The 19,838-nt window shown below is 61.2% G+C and carries 16 protein-coding genes and 1 tRNA gene; 5 read left to right on the top strand and 12 right to left on the bottom strand.

Annotated elements, in window-relative coordinates; translation table 11 throughout:
* Positions 1–125: 125 nt before the first annotated feature.
* From ASD83_RS16705 to ASD83_RS16750, 10 genes are all read right to left on the bottom strand, one after another.
* Positions 126–917: an HpcH/HpaI aldolase/citrate lyase family protein gene (locus ASD83_RS16705; RefSeq protein WP_056313028.1), complete on the bottom strand. Its 792-nt coding sequence runs from the start codon at positions 915–917 to the stop codon at positions 126–128.
* On the bottom strand, positions 917–2,113 hold the full coding sequence (locus ASD83_RS16710; protein ID WP_056313030.1) for a CaiB/BaiF CoA transferase family protein: 1,197 nt from the start codon (positions 2,111–2,113) through the stop codon (positions 917–919). Before ASD83_RS16710 ends, ASD83_RS16705 begins: the two co-directional genes overlap by 1 nt.
* Positions 2,110–3,177 (bottom strand): ABC transporter ATP-binding protein, encoded by a 1,068-nt coding sequence (locus ASD83_RS16715; RefSeq protein WP_056313032.1) that lies wholly within the window; start codon positions 3,175–3,177, stop codon positions 2,110–2,112. The genes ASD83_RS16710 and ASD83_RS16715 overlap by 4 nt, the downstream gene beginning before the upstream one ends.
* Positions 3,178–3,189: 12 nt before the next feature.
* The gene (locus ASD83_RS16720) at positions 3,190–5,286 is read right to left on the bottom strand and encodes an ADP-ribosylglycohydrolase family protein (protein ID WP_056313033.1); all 2,097 of its coding nucleotides are present in this window, start codon (positions 5,284–5,286) and stop codon (positions 3,190–3,192) included.
* A gap of 9 nt (positions 5,287–5,295) precedes the next feature.
* The gene (locus ASD83_RS16725) at positions 5,296–6,465 is read right to left on the bottom strand and encodes an ADP-ribosylglycohydrolase family protein (RefSeq protein WP_056313035.1); all 1,170 of its coding nucleotides are present in this window, start codon (positions 6,463–6,465) and stop codon (positions 5,296–5,298) included.
* Between the two features lie 218 nt (positions 6,466–6,683).
* On the bottom strand, positions 6,684–8,117 hold the full coding sequence (locus ASD83_RS16730) for an extracellular solute-binding protein (RefSeq protein WP_244489212.1): 1,434 nt from the start codon (positions 8,115–8,117) through the stop codon (positions 6,684–6,686).
* 210 nt (positions 8,118–8,327) lie between these two features.
* Positions 8,328–9,227: a carbohydrate ABC transporter permease gene (locus ASD83_RS16735; RefSeq protein ID WP_056313036.1), complete on the bottom strand. Its 900-nt coding sequence runs from the start codon at positions 9,225–9,227 to the stop codon at positions 8,328–8,330.
* A complete protein-coding gene (locus tag ASD83_RS16740) occupies positions 9,227–10,102 on the bottom strand; it encodes an ABC transporter permease (protein ID WP_244489213.1) in 876 nt (291 codons plus the stop codon). The genes ASD83_RS16735 and ASD83_RS16740 overlap by 1 nt, the downstream gene beginning before the upstream one ends.
* Before the next feature lie 149 nt (positions 10,103–10,251).
* The gene (locus ASD83_RS16745) at positions 10,252–11,283 is read right to left on the bottom strand and encodes a LacI family DNA-binding transcriptional regulator (RefSeq protein WP_056313040.1); all 1,032 of its coding nucleotides are present in this window, start codon (positions 11,281–11,283) and stop codon (positions 10,252–10,254) included.
* Between the two features lie 171 nt (positions 11,284–11,454).
* A complete protein-coding gene (locus ASD83_RS16750; protein WP_082561290.1) occupies positions 11,455–12,747 on the bottom strand; it encodes an EAL domain-containing protein in 1,293 nt (430 codons plus the stop codon).
* A gap of 435 nt (positions 12,748–13,182) precedes the next feature.
* Here ASD83_RS16750 and ASD83_RS16755 point away from each other — a divergent pair, with 435 nt between their 5' ends.
* Both ASD83_RS16755 and ASD83_RS16760 read left to right on the top strand, forming a co-directional pair.
* Complete coding sequence (locus ASD83_RS16755; RefSeq protein ID WP_200946528.1) at positions 13,183–14,118, top strand: polysaccharide biosynthesis protein; 936 nt, start codon at positions 13,183–13,185, stop codon at positions 14,116–14,118.
* Complete coding sequence (locus ASD83_RS16760) at positions 14,106–15,380, top strand: NAD(P)/FAD-dependent oxidoreductase (protein WP_056313041.1); 1,275 nt, start codon at positions 14,106–14,108, stop codon at positions 15,378–15,380. Before ASD83_RS16755 ends, ASD83_RS16760 begins: the two co-directional genes overlap by 13 nt.
* A gap of 121 nt (positions 15,381–15,501) precedes the next feature.
* Here ASD83_RS16760 and ASD83_RS16765 read toward each other — a convergent pair.
* Positions 15,502–15,591 (bottom strand) — tRNA-Ser (locus ASD83_RS16765).
* Between the two features lie 219 nt (positions 15,592–15,810).
* Here ASD83_RS16765 and ASD83_RS16770 point away from each other — a divergent pair.
* Entirely contained in the window at positions 15,811–16,134 is a 324-nt protein-coding gene (locus tag ASD83_RS16770; protein ID WP_056313043.1) for a hypothetical protein, read from the top strand.
* Positions 16,135–16,369: 235 nt separating this feature from the next.
* Positions 16,370–16,744 carry a VOC family protein gene (locus ASD83_RS16775; protein ID WP_082561292.1) on the top strand — a complete coding sequence of 125 codons (375 nt, stop codon included), beginning with the start codon at positions 16,370–16,372 and terminating at the stop codon, positions 16,742–16,744.
* Positions 16,745–16,891: 147 nt separating this feature from the next.
* Here the strand turns inward: ASD83_RS16775 and ASD83_RS16780 are convergent, their stop codons facing one another.
* A complete protein-coding gene (locus tag ASD83_RS16780) occupies positions 16,892–17,992 on the bottom strand; it encodes a Gfo/Idh/MocA family protein (protein WP_056313047.1) in 1,101 nt (366 codons plus the stop codon).
* Between the two features lie 337 nt (positions 17,993–18,329).
* On the opposite strand from ASD83_RS16780, the gene ASD83_RS16785 reads away from it, so the two are divergent.
* Positions 18,330–19,388 (top strand): LacI family transcriptional regulator, encoded by a 1,059-nt coding sequence (locus ASD83_RS16785; protein WP_244489214.1) that lies wholly within the window; start codon positions 18,330–18,332, stop codon positions 19,386–19,388.
* Positions 19,389–19,838: the final 450 nt, after the last annotated feature.

The raw sequence follows: 19,838 nt of genomic DNA on the forward strand, positions 1-19,838 counted from the left end.
ATGGTGAGGTGCTTTGCAGAGCAAAGCCTCGAACCACGAGGGCGTGGCACAAAGCCTCCACTCCCCCGACCTCGTGGTTCGAGGCTGCGCTCCGCTGCGCACCTCACCATGAGGTCTCTCCGGCCCTACTCCACCTGCCGCAAAATCGCCGCCGCGCGATCCCGCAACGGCTTGTCGATCATCTTCCCATCCAGACTAACCGTCCCCTCGGTCGCCACCACCGCCCGCGCCCACTCGACCTCAGCAGCGCTAGGCGCAAAAGCCTCATTGAGCAACGCCACCGCCGATGGATGCACACACGTCGCGCCATCAAATCCATGCCGCCGCGCCTCCCGCGCCGCCTCGCCAATCGCCTCAACATCGGCATAATCGGCAATTGACCGCAGCAGCCCCAGCGACCGCTTCCCCGCCGCCTTGGCCGCATAATGCACCAGCAATTTCGGCAGGCGCAGCACATCCGGGTCCGGCACCCCGCCCAGTTCCAGCGCAAAATCCTCGCTACCTAAATTGATCGCCGCCAGCCTTGGATGCCGGCAAATCGCTGCCGCATCGAGTACCCCGGCCGGGCTTTCAATCGTCGCCAGCACCGGGGTGTCTGCCCCATCATGCCGCCGTATCATCGCATCGAGTTCATCCACCACCGCGACCGAGTTGGCCTTAGGAAAAACCAGCAGGTCCACCCCTGCCGCCAGTGCCGCGGCGACATCGGCTTCCGACCCAGCATTCACCCGTACCGCCACGAGACCGGAACCTTGCCGCAAACTCTTCACCGCCTCGCCGAGATTACCCCGCGCAAAATCCTTGCGCTCCTCGGCAACGGCATCCTCCAGATCGAGAATAACCCCATCCGCCCCCCGCAGATGCGCCTTGGCAATAAACCGCTCTTGGTCGGCCGGCACATAGAGCAGCGAGCGCATCACCCACGCCTCCGGAATTCCGCGTCAAACCCCAGTTCGGCTAAAAGTTCAGCCCCATGCTCGCCCAAGCCGGGCGCCGGTCGCCGAAATCCACCCGGCGTCCCTGAAAGCCGCGGCACCACATTGTGCATCGGCATGTCACCGAACTCGTCGTCATCGAGCGCCACGACGATTTTCCGCTCCTGAAAATGCGCATCGCCCATCGCATCGCCGATATTATAGACCGGCCCCACCGTCGCCCCCGCCGCCCGCATCTCTGCCAAAGCAGCATCGCGCGTCCGCGTCGCGAACCACTCGGAAATCGCCCCATCCACCAGATCGCGATGCTTTACGCGATCCGAATTACTCGCAAAGCGCGGATCACTGTTCATGTCCGCCCGCCCAATAATCTCGAAAATTCGCCGCGCCACCGTCTGCGTCGATCCAGACAGCGCCACATAGCCCCCATCGGCACAGCGATAAACGTTGCGCGGCGAAGCGGTATTGGACGCACTCCCCACCCGCTCCTTGATTTTCCCGGTCTTGGCAAAAATCCCCGCCTCTGGCCCCAAGACCGAAAACATCGATTCAAGCAGCGACAGATCGATCACCTGCCCCTTTCCGCCGCGCACATCCCGCGCATAAAGCGCGGTCATCACAGCCGAAGCGCCATAAACCCCGGCAATCATGTCGGCGAGCGCCAGCGGCGGCAGCACCGGCTCGCGATCCGCAAACCCCGTCCGATCGGCAAAGCCGCTCATCGCCTCGACAATGGTCCCAAACCCCGGCAGATGCGCATAGGGCCCGGTCTGCCCAAACCCCGAAATTCGCACCACCACCAGCCGCGGATTGCGCTCCAGCAGCGTTTCCGGCGCCAGCCCCATTTTTTCGAGCGTCCCCGGCCTAAAATTCTCGATGAACACATCGGCCGTATCGATCAATTTGAGCAGCACATCCATCTGCGCCGCCTCGCGCAGATTGAGGCAAATCGAGCGTTTATTCCGCCCATAGGCCTTCCAGAAAAAGGAGTGTCCCTCCTCCGTCCAGTCGCGCAGCGGATCGCCCTCGGGCGGCTCCACCTTGATGACGTCGGCGCCAAAGTCCCCCAGCTGCAGGCTCAACATATTGCCCGCCATCAGCCGCGACAGGTCGACAACGCGAATGCCCTCCAGCGGCCCCGTCGCCGTGCCGTCAAACCGGGCGTGCGAAAAACTCACCGTCCGAGCCTTTCCCCGCTCGCCTTGTCAAACAGCAGCACCTTTGCCGGATCGATACCAAGCCCAATCTTCTGGCCCGGCACCAGCAAGTCCGCATCGCGAATGACGACGCTGATCTCGGTCGCCCCGATCCGCGCCCGCACTTCCTGCGCCTCGCCCGTCGGCTCCACCACCAGCGCTTCGGCAGCCACGCCACCAGCGTTGAGCCCGATATGCTGCGGCCTGACCCCATAGATCACCGGCGTACCCGCAGGCAGCGGCAGCGGACGAGCAATTGGGAGCTTTTCCCCGCCCGCCAGCGCCACGCTCGAAGTTTCAGGTCCGAGCGTGGAAACTTCAACGAGGTTCATTTCCGGCGAGCCGATGAATCCCGCCACGAAGAGATTATTGGGATCATTATAGAGATCGAGCGGCGCGCCGGCCTGTTCGATTTTCCCGCCATTGAGCACCACAATCGTATCGGCCATGGTCATGGCCTCGGTCTGGTCGTGGGTCACATAGACCGTGGTCTTCCCCAGCCGCTGGTGCAGCGCCTTGATCTCGGCGCGCATCCGCACGCGCAGTTTCGCATCGAGATTGCTCAGCGGCTCGTCGAACAGAAACGCCCGCGGATTGCGCACGATAGCGCGCCCCATTGCCACGCGCTGCCGCTGCCCACCCGAAAGCTCCTTGGGCAGCCGGTCGAGCAGCTTTTCCAACCCCAAAATGGCCGCCGCGTCCGCGACGCGCTTGTCGCGCTCGGCCTTCGAAACACCAGCAAGCCGCAGCGCAAAGCTCATATTGTCCGCCACCTTCATATGCGGATAGAGCGCATACGATTGAAAGACCATGGCTAGGTCCCGCTCCTTGGCGGGCATGTTGTTGACCACTTTCCCGCCAATGGTGATCTCGCCGCCCGAAATCGGCTCCAGCCCGGCAATCATGCGTAGAAGTGTGGACTTGCCGCAGCCCGAAGGCCCGACCAGCACCACGAACTCGCCCTTTTCCATGGAGAGCGACAGGTCATTGATGACCGTGACGCTACCAAAACTCTTGCTGACATTGCGGAGCTCGATTTCCGGCATCTTTCCTGCCTCCTACTTTTCCGTCACGGCAAAGCGGTCAACCGCCATGCGGCCCGCCGATCCAAGCCGCAACCCCGACATGCCATAGGCAAAGGTTTTGTCAGTTGCGGACGCCAGCGCCTTGCCATCGATCTCAAGCGCCAGCGTGTCGCCCTCAACGCTAAGCTCCACGCGATAGACGCGCCCGGCCTCAGGCTTGAACGGCACGCTCGCCAGCACAGTCTGCCCAAAGTCATGTTTCACAATGACGGCTGCGCCATTCTGGAACCCAGCCGCATAAAACCGCCCGGTGCCCTGTACGCGCGTGGTGACAAGTTGCGATTGGCCAGCCAGCACTTCCAGATCCGCCGACACTGTCACATCGCGGCTATAATAGTGCCCGGTCCACATATCCGCATCGCTCGAAGCGTGCCCATGGATGCGGCCAAACTGCTTGGTCCAGTGCCCTCGGTTCCAGGTAAAGCGCGAAATCGCGCCCCATTCCTGGATTTCCGTCGCCGGTTCGATCTCCAGATGCCCCGGCCCCGACACGGTGAAATCAGCGAGGAACAACCGCCCGAGGAATTTCAACCGCCCAAAATACTCGACCGAAATGCCGATCTCGTCGATCGCCTCAACCCCATCGGGCACCACGAATTCATAGTCCTGCCAGCCATCATGGGAAGGCACATGCCAGGCCCCGGTTTCCTCGATTGCCCCGCTCATGGCCCGCCGCACATAGGGCGCCACCCGCAGATTGCCGTCGCCATTCCACGGATCAAGCCAGAGTTTGAATTTGACCACCTGCCCAGCGTCGACCACCGGCGAGAACATCGGGCGATAACGCTCGTCGTCAAAGTCGCTGCGGCGATAGAACGGCTTCCAGAAAATCCGCCCGCCCTGACCACGCTCCAGCCGATCAAGCTGAATTTCCAGCGACCCGCGCGACCCTTCCACATGCCGCTCGTCCGAATGCTTCAGGCTGATCTGGTTAAAACCCTCCGTACGAAACCCATGGGTCGAACCCGGCAGGTCAAAATCAAACCGAAGCCCGCGACGCGTAAAATCTTCCAGCCACAGCGCCGGCACGTCCCGCCCGGCCAGTTGCAGCGCCAAGACGGTCAGTTCCCGCGCAAAGCTCGGAATATCGACGATATTGATCGAGCCCACGATGCCCGAGGCAATCAGAAAATCGCTGATCGGCTTGCGATACTTGTCCCAGCTCGCATCAAGCCCCTGAAACGTCCCGACGATCGCCGCGGCATTGCCAGCGTTACAATCGGTATCCCAGCCCGCCATGGTAGCGATCTCGGCCGTGCGCGGCAGCGAACCCGCGCCATAAAGGATCGACATGATGGTCACGCCGGCATTGGGGATGATGTGGCAGACGCCGGGATAGCGATCATAGCCCCAATCCGCCGTCAGCATATCGCGGCAAAGCCGCCAATTATCCGGATTGGCCTTATGGAAATCGATTACAGCCCGGCAAACTTTTGCATAGGTCGAATTGGCGTCGATCTCAGCCATCGCCGTCTCGATGATCTCGTCGATCGACTTGGCTTCAAAAGCCGCCGCAATCGCCGCCGCGCAGAACCGCGCGCCATTGAGCCCGTCGCCATCATGGGCCACTGACGCTGCCATGGCCGACATTTCGGCCGCGCGCTTGGGATTGCCCGGGTTCACCCAGCCCCAGCTATCGATAAAGATTTGCCCGCCGATCTGCTCGGCAACAGTCGTGCCATTGGTGGCAATCGAGCCCGAATGCGGCGCCGGAATCCCGGCCTGCAGGTTCTTGTAGGCGGTGTGTTCTGTCGAAACGCCAAACCCGCCCCACCAATACATGCCATGCTCTTCAGCCGCATAATTGAGCCAGGTCCTGCCCACGTCCTCGGCGGTGCAATTCAGCCCATAATCGCGCAGCGCCCGAATGAAATAGACGGGACCATTGGTGTCGTCGTCAGCAGCAAAATTCTTGAAATCGCGGAGATATTGCGTCACCTCGCCATAGGTCTTCTGGATACGATCATAGCTCCAGATAGTCGGCTCCACAGGCGCGCCAAGCCGCACGCCGATGGCCTTGGCGATGAACCCGGCATAGATCTTTTCGAGGATTTCCGTTTCGGTCAGCATGGGCAACTTTCAGGCGAGATTGAGTTGAATAAAAGCCTCTTCGCGCGCGCGGGCAGCGGCGCGATCAGCGGCAATGATTTTGGCAGCCACCGCCGCAAAGGCGTCGGCCGATTTCATGAGATCGAGGCGATTGGCCGCGTCGATCTGGGCGAGATCGGCTTCATCAATGACGGCCTCGCCATGCAGCGCCCCCAAAATGGCCCCGGCCATCACCCCGATGGAATCGGTATCGCGCCCCGAATTGATCCCGTCCTCGATCGAGGCCCGGAAATTCCCCCCATTGAGGAGACAAAACCCCAGCGCCAGGGGTAATTCCTCGATCGCCTGCAACCGGCTCGGCCGATAGGCATCGGTCAGCCGCCCGACCTTTTCTGGCATGTGATTGACGTCGTCGCCCATCACCGAGAAGGGCGCGATTGCTGCGTGAAACGCGTCGCAAATTTCCGCATGCTCAGCCCCACTGCCGCGCAGCCGGGTCGCCACATCGGCGATCTCGGCAATGGCATCGCGCGTGCCGTCCTTGGCGAGCCCCAACACGGTTTCCACCACGCCCTCGATGGTCTTGCCCGGCACGAAAGCCGCCGCCACCGCCGCCGCCATCACCCCGGCGGCCTCGAGCCCATAGCTCTCCTGATGCCCGGCGGCAAAACCGATCGCCTCATCATAAGCCGCCCGCGGATTGGCCGCATTGGCGACCCCGATGGGCGCGATATACATGGCCGCCCCGCAGTTCACCATATTGCCGATCCCGCCCTGGCGCGGATCGCAATTGGACAATTGGTGCCGCTGGAAAATCCACTTTTCGGGATAAAACAGCCGGTCGATCAACATGGCTTCGCGCTGTAATTCGGGCACCCAGCGCGGCGTCCAGGCGATCTGCTTGACCATGCCGTCGGCCATGTCCCAGGCGTCGAGATGCCGCCCGGTGTCGCCAAAGATGTCCATCAGCGCCAGGGTCATCAGCGTGTCGTCGGTGATGACGCCATCCCCGCGCACCCGATGATTTCGCTCGGCAGGCGGCAGGTCCATCTTGTGCCAGCGCGTCATCACCGATGTCACGCGGCCATAGCGCGCCCTGATCTGCGCCGCCGATAGTTTTTCCACCGGCGCGCCCAGCGCATCTCCGAGGGCAATGCCATAGAGCATGGCCCGAATGCGGGACTGGAAGGATGGGGTCATGTCGAATCCGACTCTTTTGTCATTTTAGTTGTCGCCGGATTTTTGGTCCGGCGCTTGCCGCGTTCTATCAGTCGACACCCTCCCCCTTGTGGGGAGGGATCAAGGGTGGGGGTGTGAGCCACGACATCGCGGCTCCCAGCCCCCCCTCCCAACCTCCCCCATCAAGGGGGAGGTGCCGTCCTGTGGGCCTGACGACATCCCGCCAGACCGGTCTTCGGTTACTCGCCCAGCACTGTCCTTGCGTGCTCGGCCATGCGCTCGCCGCCGGCCGCATTGTATTCGGCGACAAACGCATCCCACTGATCAAGCCCGGCTTCCCCAGTGATGAATTTGGCCACCCACGAGCGATAGACCTGCTCGGTCGCATCGACATCGGCAGCAAATTCAGCCGGCCAGACAAAGGCATTGTCCGCGACGAAATTCGCCTTGATCGTGTCGAGTGCTTCCTGTGCCGTGGGCGACAGCAGCGGGGTCGGCGGGGTCCAGTTGGCGGCGTTGAAGAAGCGGGCGTACCAGGTCGAGATCGCGTCGTTGAAAACAACCTGGCCGCTGTCATTCCTGGTATATTGCGTGCCTTCAAAGCCGAGCCGGTCGATATCCTGGCCCTCCTTGGAAGCCATGAAGTCGAGCACCTTAAAAGCCTCTTCCTTGTGCTCGGAGAGCGAGGAAATGGCCCAGCCGCGCGATTCTTTGGAAACGTCGACTGCTGCCAGACCCCGCCCTCCCGGGCCTGAGGGGATCGGCAGCAAGGTGAGGAAAATATCCTCGCCCGGATGCGCCTGGCGCATCTTGCCGGCATAAATGTCGATCACTTCGGGCGAGGAGCCGAACACCACGCCAGCCTTGCCGGTGTAGAACTTGTCTTCCTTCACATCGAACGTGTTGGTCACATATTCCTTGTCGAAGAGACCCTTTTCCGCGAGCCGCGCATAGAACTCGATCTTTGCCTTTTCCGCGTCGGTCACGCGCGCATTGACCCATTGCCCATCGGCATTCTTCATCCAGGTTCCGGTCACGCCAAAGGCCTGGTTGAAGATGGAATCCAATTCACCCGTATTGCCAAAGCCGGTCAGCCCCAGCGTATTACCGGCAGTGCCGTCGCCGTCGAGATCGGCGTCATGAATGGCCTGGAACAAGGCCTCATATTCCTCGACGGTCTTTGGCGCTTCGAGCCCGAGCTTTTCCAGCCAATCCTGGCGGATCACCGGCTGCGGCGCGCGCGGCGGGTAGATGTAAAGGAGGTAGGGATAGTTCGCGAGCCGGTCGACATTGTGCGGCCAGAGCGCTGCCTTCACATTGGCCGAAGCTTCGATATAGGGCGTCAGGTCTTCCAGAATTCCCTGGTCGGCCATTTTCTGGTCGCCGCCCTGGAAATACATGATGTCGGGAATATCGCCCGACAGCAGCATGATCCCCAGCGCCTCGACATAGGCCGAGGTGCCACCCGGCAGGTCAACGGTCTGGATATCGACATCCACGCCCTGCGCCTTGAGCGCCGCTTCGATCGCCTCGATTTCCTTCATGTCATCGGGATTGGTCGAGAGCAGGTCCTTGCTGACGAGACGCAGCGTCGTCTGCGCCATAGCCGGGGCCGCGAGCCCCGCCAGCATGGCAATTGCCGTCGTCGCCAGGAGCAATTTCTTCAGTGTCATTTTAGTCTCCTCCATTGTTTTTAGTCACACCGCTTGCGCGGAATTTTTGTCGGTGGCTCCCACCACCCCCTCCCGACCTCCCCCATCAAGGGGGAGGTGAAGGGACAGTGGATTGGGCGAGATCGCGCCAGACACTCGATGCACCACCTCCCCCTTGATGGGGGAGGATGGGAGGGGGTGGAGCCACACGCGCCGGCGTCGAAAAAATCCTCATCCCTTCAGCGCCCCCGACATGGTGCCCTTGGTGAAATATTTGAGGATGAAGGGGTAGAGCGCCAGGATCGGCAGGATGGTGATGAAAATCATCCCCGCCTTGAGCGCGCGGATATTGATCTGCGCCAGCCCGATATTGTTATTGGCATTGTTCGCCCCGACGATGGCGATCTTATCGCCCTCGATCACGAACTGCCTCAGCACCACCTGCAGCGGCCATTTGGTCTGGTCGTTGAGGTAGATCATCGAGCGGAAAAACTCGTTCCAGTGCAGCACGAAGTAGAACAGCGCAATGGTGGCAAGCGCCGGTTTGGCCAGCGGCAGCACGACCATAAAAAAGGTCTGGAACGGATTGGCCCCATCGAGCTCGGCGGCTTCGAGCAGTTCCTTCGGAATTTCCTCGAAAAAGCGCACGAGGATGATCAGGTACCAGGCGCTGACCGCCTTATAGAGGATCACCGACCAGGGCGAATTAAGCAGCCCCATGCGCTTCATAAGAAAGTAGTCTGGAATAATGCCTGGCTCGAAAACGATGGTGACAAGCACCATCAGAAAAATCAGCCGCCGCCCCGGCAGGCCCGGCCGCGACAGACCCCAGGCCATCAGCGCCGTCCCCATGACGCCGATGAGAACGCTCGTCGTCGTCATCCAGATCGAGTTGAACAACCCGCGCTGCACATTGGGATGCTGCAACAGCAGCGTCCACACATCGAGCGAAAAGCCATCGGGCACGATGGAAAGCCCCGAAAACCCCGCCACCTTGCCCTGTTCGGTGAAGGACAGGGCAAGCAGGTTCAACAGCGGCTGGAGCGTAAAAACCACCAACAGCAGGAGAGTTGAAACAATGAGCACATATTCGACCCGCTCCAGCGGAGAACGGCGCACGGAACTGGCCATCACCACACTCCCTTGCCGGTCAGTCTTTTGCTGACGAGATGCGAGGTGACGACGAGGATCATGCCGATGACGGCCTTGAAGAGCCCGGCAGCCGTGGCCAGCGCATATTCGCCGGTGGAGAGGCCCAGCCGGTAGACATAGGTGTCGAGAATATCGATCGTCGAAGCATTGACGTCGTTCTGCATGTTGATGACCTGGTTGAGGTCGGCGCTGAGAAACATGCCCATATTGAGAATGAAGAGCGTCGCGATGGTCGGCACGATGCCGGGAATGGTGACGTGCCAGATTTTCTGCCAGCGATTGGCCCCGTCCATCTCCGCGGCCTCATAAAGCTGCGGATCAATCGCGAAGATGGCGGCGAGGTAGAGCAGACTATCCCAGCCGGCCGAGCGCCAGATTTCCGAGATCACCAGCACCCAGCGAATGGTGCCGGTATTGGTCATGTAGCTCACCGGCTGAAACCCGAGCGCCGTCTGGATCTGGTTGACCGCACCATCTGTGGGGGAGAGGAGGGCGATGAACACGCCCGAGATCACGACCCAAGACAGGAAGTGCGGCAGGTAGATCGCCGATTGCAGCGTGCCGCGCAGCTTGCCGCTACGGATTTCATTGAGCAGCAGCGCCACGATGATCGGCACGGGGAACACGAAGAGGATCTTCATGCCCGAAATGATCAGGGTATTGGCCAGCACCTGGTAGAAAATCGGCGACGAGAACAGCACCTGAAAGTTCTTCAGCCCGACCCAGATATTGGGCGGAATGATGCGGACCTGTTCGAAAGCCATCTTGGCTTCCCAGATCGGCACATAGTGCCAGATGATGAAAAAGATCAGCCCCGGCGCCATCATCGCGTAATAGGGCCACCATTGTCGCACTTGCGCCCTCAAGGTTGCGCTCGACGGTAACAGTCTGCTAACCGACTCCCGCCCCACGTTACGCGCATGCGTATCTCTAGTGGGAACGTTCCCATTGCTGGATACGGCAACACGGCCCTCTATCGGTTCCGCCATCAATCAGATCCTCCCTACCCCGCCATTTTGCGGGGTTCGCGCGACAGATCGGCGAGCGAGGCTCGATCGATCAGCCGGCAAGGCATATAGACGCGGCCGTGTTCCGGCCGTCCTTCGATTTCGTCGAACAGGCTTTCCACCGCCCGCGTGCCGATATCCCGGCCGGGCTTGGCAATGGTGGTGAGCCCTGGAAAAGTAAACGCCCCCGAGGGGATGCCGTCGAACCCGAGGATCGACACATCTTCGGGGCAGCGCAGCCCGCGCTCGCGCACCGCCATCATCGCGCCGATGGCCATCATGTCATTGGCGGCAAAAACGCAAGTGTGTCCGACATGCGGCCTGTCGAGCAGCCGCAACATCGCCTGCCGCCCGCCCTCGAGCGTATATTCGCCATCTTCGATTACCAGCTGGCCCGGATCGACATCGCGCTTGATGCTATGGCGTTGCACGGCATTCAAAAACCGCGTCCGCGCCAGGCGCGATTTCGGCCCGACGATCAGCGTCGGGGCGTGATGCCCCTTGGCAACCAGATGGTCGAGCCCGATTTCCACCGCCTGAGTGATGTCGGAGCCAACGCTCGATACATCGGCAAACCGCTCGGCACTCGAACCGATGAGCACGAAGGGCAGGCCGAACCTGTCGAGATCATCGAGCGCATCGGAAACCGGATTGACGATCGCCCCATCGACGCGCGCCCGGCGCAAGGCACGCAAATGGCTCTCTTCCTTGGCCGGGTCCCAGTCCGAAGAAAACACCAGCAACGAGACATCCGCCTCCGCCGCCCGGTCCTGCGCGCCCCGCGCCACATCGGCCCAGAACGGGTTGGTGATATCGGGAATAACGAGGCCCAGCATGCCCGAGCGCCCCGAGCGCATCCCTACCGCCAGGTGGTTGCGCTCATAGCCCACAGCCTTGGCCGCCGCGAGCACCCTCTCGCGCGTCTCACCGAGAATGCTTTCCGCACCCGCAAGGGCACGCGCCGCGGTGCTCTTCGACACCCCGGCCCGCTCAGCCACATCGATGATGGTAGGCCGGCGCTTGCGCAACGGCAGATCCTCCCTAGGCCATTTCCATGGCTCTCATGGGAACGTTACCACGCGTTACCCAGATGTCAACCACCCCATAGCCAATCCGCAACCGAACGCGGCTTCAGCGGGCCTTTGGTTGACACGGTCAGGCGGTCCGCCCGGGTCGGGGCAGATATCGTGTTTACCCCATTAAATGGCGGCTTTTATGCTCGGAGTGGCCAGGGTCGGGCGTGGCCGGGCTGCGATCTGCTGCTGTGCAATGAGTAGACAGGCCTCGGCGCAGGGCATCGGCCGGCCGATAAAATAACCCTGTGCCGTGTCGACGCCAAGTTTGCGCAAGGCTTCAAATTCAACAGCAGATTCAACGCCTTCCGCCAAAATCTGGCTCTTGGTTTCCCGTCCGAAATGGACGAGCGCCGCGGCTAGCGCGTGACGCGCCAGATCGTCCTGGATGTTCCGGGTCAGGCTGATGTCGAGCTTGATGATATCGGGCTGCAGCGCCAGAATGTGCCGCAGGCTCGCATAGCCCGCCCCCGCATCGTCCACCGCCAGACGCACGCCCTTGACACGGACGTGGCTCAAGGCGTGCCCAAGCGCTTCATAGTCCGAAACGCTGGCATGTTCGGTGATTTCGACGACGACCCGCCGCCCATCCTTGCCCTTAATGGCCTCGGCCACGGCACCCGAAATAACCGTGTCAGGCGAGACGTTTAGCGTCAGATAAATGTCCTTTGGAAAGAGATCCAGCAGCGCCAGACCCTTCTTGACGGCCATCATTTCAAGCTCGACGCCAAGCCCGACCGACGCCGCCATCTTGAACCAGATATCAGGCGTCCAACCCTCCGGGCCGGCAAATCGCGACAGGCATTCGAACCCGACCAGCCGATGATCGGCGATCCGGAAAATGGGCTGCACGACGATCGAAAGCTCGTCTCCGGCAAGCACGCGCTCTATCCGCTCGAGATTGGTCCGGTGCTCGGTCGTCGCATCGATTTCGCGCCCGATCAGCACGGCCGCCAGTTCGGCAACGGCCCGCATCATCTTGAGATCGCGCATGTTGAGCGATGGCTGCGGCTCGGTGCTGATGCAGCAGAACATGCCGTGGGTTGTCCCATCCTGGAGCTTGATGGGCACGCTCATATGGGCGCGAATGCCCATATCGGTGGTAAAGGGCATGGTGGCGGCGAACGGCTCGTCGAGCACGTCGGGCATCAGTTCGGGCAAGCGGCCTTCCAGAATATGCCGGCAATAGACATAGTCGAGCGGCATGGAATCGCCGGGCTTGACCACGTGTTCAAGGCCGGGCGCATCCACTTCGCGAAAATAGGTGCGATCGCCGACGAACTCGGAAACGTAGGCCACCTGCATCCCGAGATGCACGCGGACCGCTTCGAGAGCCCGCCTCAGCGAATATTCCGCCTTGTCGTCGAGGGCCGATGTCAGGCCCTTGAGGTCGAAAATATCTGGCTCGGTTGCACTCATGACTAACCCCTGCTTCCCGCCCTACAAGACCCAGAATTTTCAGGCGAGAGGCAGGGTTCCTGCCATTCGCAACAGGCCTGACGCTAGGCGCTACGGAGATACTCCAAGATAACATCATAAGGGCAAAGGCTTAAACGTGTGTTGCCATGTGTTCGTGCATTTGGATGGAGGGCGTTAACTAAGTCTTAAACAATCTTAACAGTCCGTTAAACTTTTCTTAAAATTGTGCTAAAACCCTGACTGCGGCGTCGCCAGTAGCGGCGCGACCATGGCGGGGTTGTTATGCAGTCTGAGTTTGCGTTCTTGGTACACCCGAGAAATACGCTGCGTGCAGATATGGGTATACTGTTCGGTAAGCCGTTCTCGCTGGTTCCTGAAGTCATCTGGCGAAGTGCGTTGAAGCATCTTCCGGTTCCCCCGATGGTGACCGGAAAAATGTCCCGGGTTGATCTGCCCGGAAAGATCGTCGGCCGGATCATTACTGTTCCTCTGACGCCGACGCAGTTGCTTACATTGCCGCGATCGCAGGTGCAGGGTCGCATTTCTGCGGCGATCGACAAGGCGCGCGATCTCGGCGCCTCCGTTGTGGGGCTGGGCGCGCTGACCGCGCCTGCTTCGGTTGGCGGCAGGGCCTTTGCCAAGCGCAGGGATATCGGCGTGACCAATGGCAATGCCTTTACCGCCGCCATGACGCTGCAGGCCATTGAAAAACTGATGGGCTCGCTTGGCCGCGACCCGCTGATCGCCATTGTCGGCGCGACCGGCAGCGTGGGCTCTTGCCTGACCCGGCTTTATGCCCGCCAGCATCCCGGCCGGCTCTTGCTCGTGGCGCGCAATGAGAAGCGCCTTGAAGCGCTGGCCGCAGATGTGCGCCGCGAGGGTGTCGAGGCCAGAGTTAGCGTGGATATGGCGGATGTCGCCGAGGCCGATCTCGTTGTGCTGCTGACCTCTTCTCCCGATGCCTTGCTCCGCAGCGAGCACCTCAAGCGCGGCGCTATCGTTCTCGACGACACCGTGCCGCGCAATACCGACGAGCGCCTGTTGACCGAACGCCCTGACGTTCTCATCGTCGATGGCGGCCTTGTCGAAATTCCCGGCTTTGATCTGCGCGGTTCCATCGCCCTCGCTCCCAAGCTGGCCTATGCATGCCTTGCAGAAACCATGCTGCTGGCCCTCTCCGGCCATCAGGGGCATTTCTGCATGGGTGACGCTCAGCTCGATCAGGCAGAGCACATTCTAAAGCTCGCCAAAGAGCACGAGCATCTCGGCTTCCATCTCGCCCCTTTCCGGTCTTTCGGAAAACTGATCGAGGGCGGGCCGTCCCACACATTTGCAACGCCGGCAGAGGAGCAGGTCATATGCGCCGCATAGTCATCCTTGGCGGCGGCTATGCTGGCCTCCACGCCTTTTCCGTTCTGCGTTCCCGTCTTGGCTCGCTTGTGGCGCGCGGCGAGGTCGAACTGACGCTCGTGTCGCGCGATGGGCACCACACCTATCATGGCTGGACAGGCGAAGTGCTGGCCGGCGATCTCGCAGTCGGCAGCACGCTGACCCCGATCGGGCCGATCGTGGGCGATAGCTTCGTGGAGGGCGAGGTCGTTTCGGCTGACCTTCCCGGCCGCACGCTGACTGTCCAGAGCGCTGGCGCAATGCGGGAACTCAAGTTCGAGCACCTCGTCATCGCTGCCGGATCAGTCGATCCGTTTGATCGCATTCCCGGCCTTGCCGAAAATGGCTGGTGCGTGAAGAATTCGAGGGACATGCAGAAGCTGGTTGGCGAGCTCGAAAGCCGTGACGCCTCAGCGCAGGAAACGCGCAATGTGGTGGTGGTTGGCGGTGGGCTGGCCGGCGTCGAGACCGCTTCGGCCCTCGCTGCCCGCTACGGCCGCGCCGGCTCGGCCAAGGTCAATGTGCACCTGGTGTCATCCAGCGAAAAACTGCTGCCCTCGCTGCGCCCCGACTTCGACCATATCGCCGAGACGGCGGAACGCCAGCTCGTCAGTCAGGGTGTGCAGATCCATCAGGGCGTGCGTGTCTCGCGCATCGACAGGGATCACGTCGAGCTTGCCAATGGCAGGACAGTTGCTTCCGACCTGTCGGTCGTGGCCGCCGGGGTGAGCTTCAGCGTTCTGCCCGGTACCGAATCTCTGCCGCGCAACGCCGCGGGCCAGATCATCGCCAGTGACGACCTGCGCGTCCGCGGCAGCCACAATATCTGGGTCGCCGGCGATATCGCCGCCGTGCCGCATCCGGGCACTGGCGAGCCTTGCCCGGCCAACGCTCTCTTTGCCATGAAGCAGGGCGATTGCGTGGGGCGTAATATTTCCCGCGCGATCAAGGGTCAGTCCGTCAAGGGCTTCAATTTCCGCGGTCTCGGGCAGGCGGCTGGTCTTGCCGGCCGGCGCGGCATTACCGAACTTTGGGGCATGCAGTTCACCGGACGTCTCGCCTGGGTGATCCGCGTGCTGTTCTTCGCCTGGTTCATGCCGTCGCGTCGCGGTGCGCTCTCGGTTCTTTCCCACCTATCGGGGAATTTGTGGGGCGCGGCAGCCGGCCCCGTCGCCGGCACTCGTGCGGCTCCAGGCGCCGAACGTCCAGCAGCGGTGCCGAACCTCTCCGGTCCTTTCAGATAGGCTGCATGAGCGCGGTCTCACATTGAGGCCGCGCCCGAGCATACCTGAAACGCGGTCGAAGATTAACGTCAGCCATCACTGCCGTAGCGTAAAATATCAAACAAAATCAATGGATTAAAAATGGCGGAGAGAGAGGGATTCGAACCCTCGAGACGGTTCCCCGCCTACACACTTTCCAGGCGTGCGCCTTCGACCACTCGGCCATCTCTCCGCATCGCCTTTGCAACCCTGGAACCAGGTAGCGCACGGCCTTGTTATGCCGTTGCGAGCGTTGCGCAATATACTGATGAACGTCTCCGGCGCAAGTGTGAGTTTCGCCCTGTCCCGTATGTTTTTCGTGATCGGGCTGATCTCTTGTGAAACGGCCGGTGCACGTGGCAAAAGGAGGGGGTGCGGGGCGGTTTGGCGCTTCTGGGCACGGGACGGGTGAATGCGGATAGCCTTGCGAATTGTCGGCACCTGGCTGATTGGCCTGGCGCTGGTCTTGCTTGTCATTGATGGCACCAAATCGCTGGCGGCCAATGGCGTCGTCATGACGTCGCTGGGCGATATCTGGCTGCAAATTCATGCGCAAAGCCTTGATATCGTTCGAGAGTTTTTCCATGGCCGGTTTTTCGCCAATCTGCTCGACCGGGTTTTCGATGCCTTGCTGACCTATCCCGCCTTCGCGGTGATCGGGGTGCCGGGGGTGGTGCTGACGCTTTTGGGGCGCAAACCACGGCGTGAACGGTTCTTGCGGACCGAGGATATCTGACCTCAAACCGGCTGTTTGCGGTGCCCTTTCGTTAGCAGACTGTTAACATCGACCCTCACCTATCCCCCCATCATGCGACGCAAAGGTGTCGAAACCTTCGTCGGGGCGTTTCTCGCTGTGACGTGGCGCGACGATTCGGTCGGCAAAACTCAGTAGGACGCTGCGCCAGCAATTGGGACTGGACCATCTCCCCCTCGATGCGCCAATTTAGGCGGGGCCGGGGCGGGAGGAGAAAATGGCGGATGAAAGACTATTGCAGGGGCTAGGACAGGTGTCGCGCCAGGTGCGGGACATCGAGGCCTCGACGGCGTGGTATCGCGACGTTCTGGGGCTGGCGCATCTCTATCAGTTCGGCGCCCTGAGCTTTTTCGATTGCGGCGGATTGCGGCTCTATCTGCAGGAAAGCGCCGAGGCGGGACCGGAATCGGTTCTCTATTTTCGCGTTGGCGATATAGGGGCGGCCCACGAAGCGCTTTCGGCGCGCGGGGTGGAGTTTATGGAAGTGCCACGCCTCATTCACCGGCATGAAGACGGGATGGAGGAGTGGATGGGTTTTTTTAAGGATCTCGAAGGCAGGCCGCTGGCGCTGATGGCGCAGAAGCGGGGGTGAGGGCGAAAAACAAACTCGGTTGTCACCCCGGCTTTAAGCCGGGGCCCATCTTGAGATCTCAGGATGGGTCCCGGCCTTCGCCGGGATGACATCCGGTGGGTGGGTTGGCCCTTCAGCAGGAGGCGTCGCAGCTGATTGGCAAAACGCTTACCGCCCGAGCTTGCCATCCACGAGGGAAGTGCCGAGTGGGGCAGGGCGGGTGACGGGGGTGGTGATCTCGACGGCCTGGCCGGTGCGCGAGGAGGTTTCGAAGGCTTCCATGACTTCGAGGACGTGGAGGGCCAGGTCGCCATTGCAGCGGTGCGGGCGGTTTTCGACAATGGCATGCGCCATATCGGCAAGGCCGATGGAACGGTAATTGCCGTCGGCATAGGGCTGGTCGGTATCGACGTTTTCCCATGCGCCGCCCTTTTTGAAGATCTCGACCTGGCCCCCAAAGTTGTTGGGATCGGGAACGATCAGGGTGGCGTCGGTGCCGTAGATTTCGAGCGGCACGTGCTTGTGGCCGGCCACGTCAAAGCTCATGGAAACCTGCACCAGCGCGCCATTGGCAAAGACCAGAGTGCCCGAGACATGGGTCGGGACATGAACCGGGATCACCTCGCCATTGCGCGCTTCCGAGGTGATGGTGCGCGTATCGCGCAGCATGGTGCCAAAACCGGAAACTTTCGCGATGGGACCGAGCAGGTTAACGAGGTCGGTGATGTAATAGGGACCCATATCGAGCATGGGGCCGCCGCCGGCTTCATAATAGAAGGCCGGATTGGGATGCCAGCGCTCGTGGCCGGGGCACATGAAATAGGCAGTGCCGCCGACGGCCTGGCCGAGTTGGCCTTCGTCAACGATGCGGCGGGCGGTCTGGTGCGAACCGCCAAGGAAGGTGTCCGGCGCCGAACCGACGCGGAGGTTCTTGGCGCGGGCGGCTTCGATCAGTTTCTTGCCTTCGGCAAAGACCACGCCGAGCGGCTTTTCCGAATAGACATGCTTGCCCGCGGCAATGGCGCGGAGGCCCACCTCGACATGGGCCTTGGGAATGGTGAGGTTGAGGATGATCTCGATTGCGGGGTCGGCAAAGATCTCGTCCATGCTGACCGCCTTGACGCCGAACTCGGCGGCGCGCGCCGCAGCTGTGGCCGGATTGAGGTCGGCGACAGCCCTGATGTCGAGAACCGGAAAGCTCTGCGCCGCCTTCAGATAGGCCGCCGAAATATTACCCAAACCAACGATGCCGATGCCGACCTTGCGCATCTTCTGCCTCCTCTTGCCGCGGAAATCGCCGCCGCCAAACACGCCTCGCCGCCTTGTATGGCAGCATCCCTATCTCGCTTTTGACATGTGCGCCGAGGTCAAGACAACGGCTAAGACGGGGCACGGCAAATATTGTCATCAGTATATTGACATACGTACCTCACGCGGACTTTACTGCGCCGATGAGGCGGTATCGAACGCCGTCCGGGCGTTGAGCGCATCCCATGGGCACCTGACCTGTTGGGAGTTTTCCGCTTTATCTTGATCTCTGGCCCCCAATCTGATGTTGTTTTCCTTCACAAGTCGTCCGCCTAAGGACGGATGAGGGGATATTTCCGTGTCGCAAGACGATTTGCCGTCCGCCGGGCGCAGCAAGCGCGGCGTGAAGCCTTCCGGCAAGCCGACGCTCAAGACCATTGCGCAGATGACGGGCCTTGCGGTGACCACCATTTCACGCGCGCTCAACAATGCGCCCGAACTGGCGCAGGAAACGCGCGACCGGGTGCAGCGCATCGCCGCCGAAATCGGCTACCTGCCGGACCGGGCGGCTTTGCGGCTCAAAACCGGCCGTACCAATGTGATTTCGCTGGTGCTCGAGCCCGACGAGCAGATTTACGGCTTTGGCACTTCGCTCGTGACCGGCATCACCGAATCACTGCGCGACACGTCCTATCATCTCGTCATCACGCCGCTGTTCCGCAATGTGCAGCCAATCGAGCCGATCCGGCACATCGTGCGTAATCGCATGGCCGACGGCGTGATCTTTTCCAAGGCGGAAACCTTCGACGAGCGCATCCGCTTTCTCCTCGACAATGACTTTCCCTTTGTCAGCCATGGCCGCAGCCATTGGCCGGAATTTCATCCCTTCGTCGATTTCGACAATGAGGACTACGCCTATCACGCGACGCTCCGCCTCGCGGCGCAGGGCTGCAAGAAGGTCTCCATCGTCTTGCCCGACAGCGCGCTGACCTATACCGAGCACCTCAAGGCCGGCATCGAGCGCGGCGCCCGCCAAACCGGCATTGCCTATGAGTTTGCCGCCGACGTGAACCTCAGCAGCCCCACCGACGCCATTCGCAACTATGTCATCAAGCGCTCCAAGCGCCCCGATGGTCCGGATGGCTATATCTGTGCCTCGGAAGTTTCCGCGCTCGCCATTCTCGGCGGCCTGGCCGAGGCAGGGCATGTGGTTGGGCGCACCGCGCATGTGGTGACCAAGCAGTCCTCTTCCATGTTCATGCAGTTCCAGCCGGCGGCCGAAACGGTGGCCGAGGATTTCGTGGAAGCCGGGCGGCGCCTCGGACAGATCGTGTTGCGCCGCATTGCCGGGGAGAGCGAGGGGCTTTCCCATGTGACGCGGCCCGATTTCCACTGGTCGGAACCCGTCGCGTCCTGACTTTGTGAGCCAGCATCGCGTTGGGGCAAAAAAATCGTGTTCCGCCGCTTGCCGTGCGGAAGTGACTGAGATCAGACGAAAAAATTCGCAAATCGCGACTTCGTGAGCGTGGCAGCAGCAAAGGTTCGACTGGGCACTGCCACAATCGGGGCGAAATAAAGGCAGGGCCTACCGGGCGCCCATGCGCCGCTGCACTGCATAAAATTGCTGGGAATTCGACGTTTCCGCTCCGCCGCACAGTAGCGGCCTTAATGAATCAATCAGTATTGCCGGGCGCAGGACTCTGAATCGTTCAAGAGTCTATTTGCCACGATTCCGCCCTCCTCGGGTTGGACTCAGAATCGTGCGGCGAGATACTCTTTCAAAGAGACTGTATTTACTGAGGCGTTATACTAACGAGTGACGATCGAGACTAGTAAAAAACCTATGTCTGTAACCAATGATTAAGCC

It is taken from the genome of Devosia sp. Root685, assembly GCF_001427875.1.
Lineage (GTDB): Bacteria > Pseudomonadota > Alphaproteobacteria > Rhizobiales > Devosiaceae > Devosia.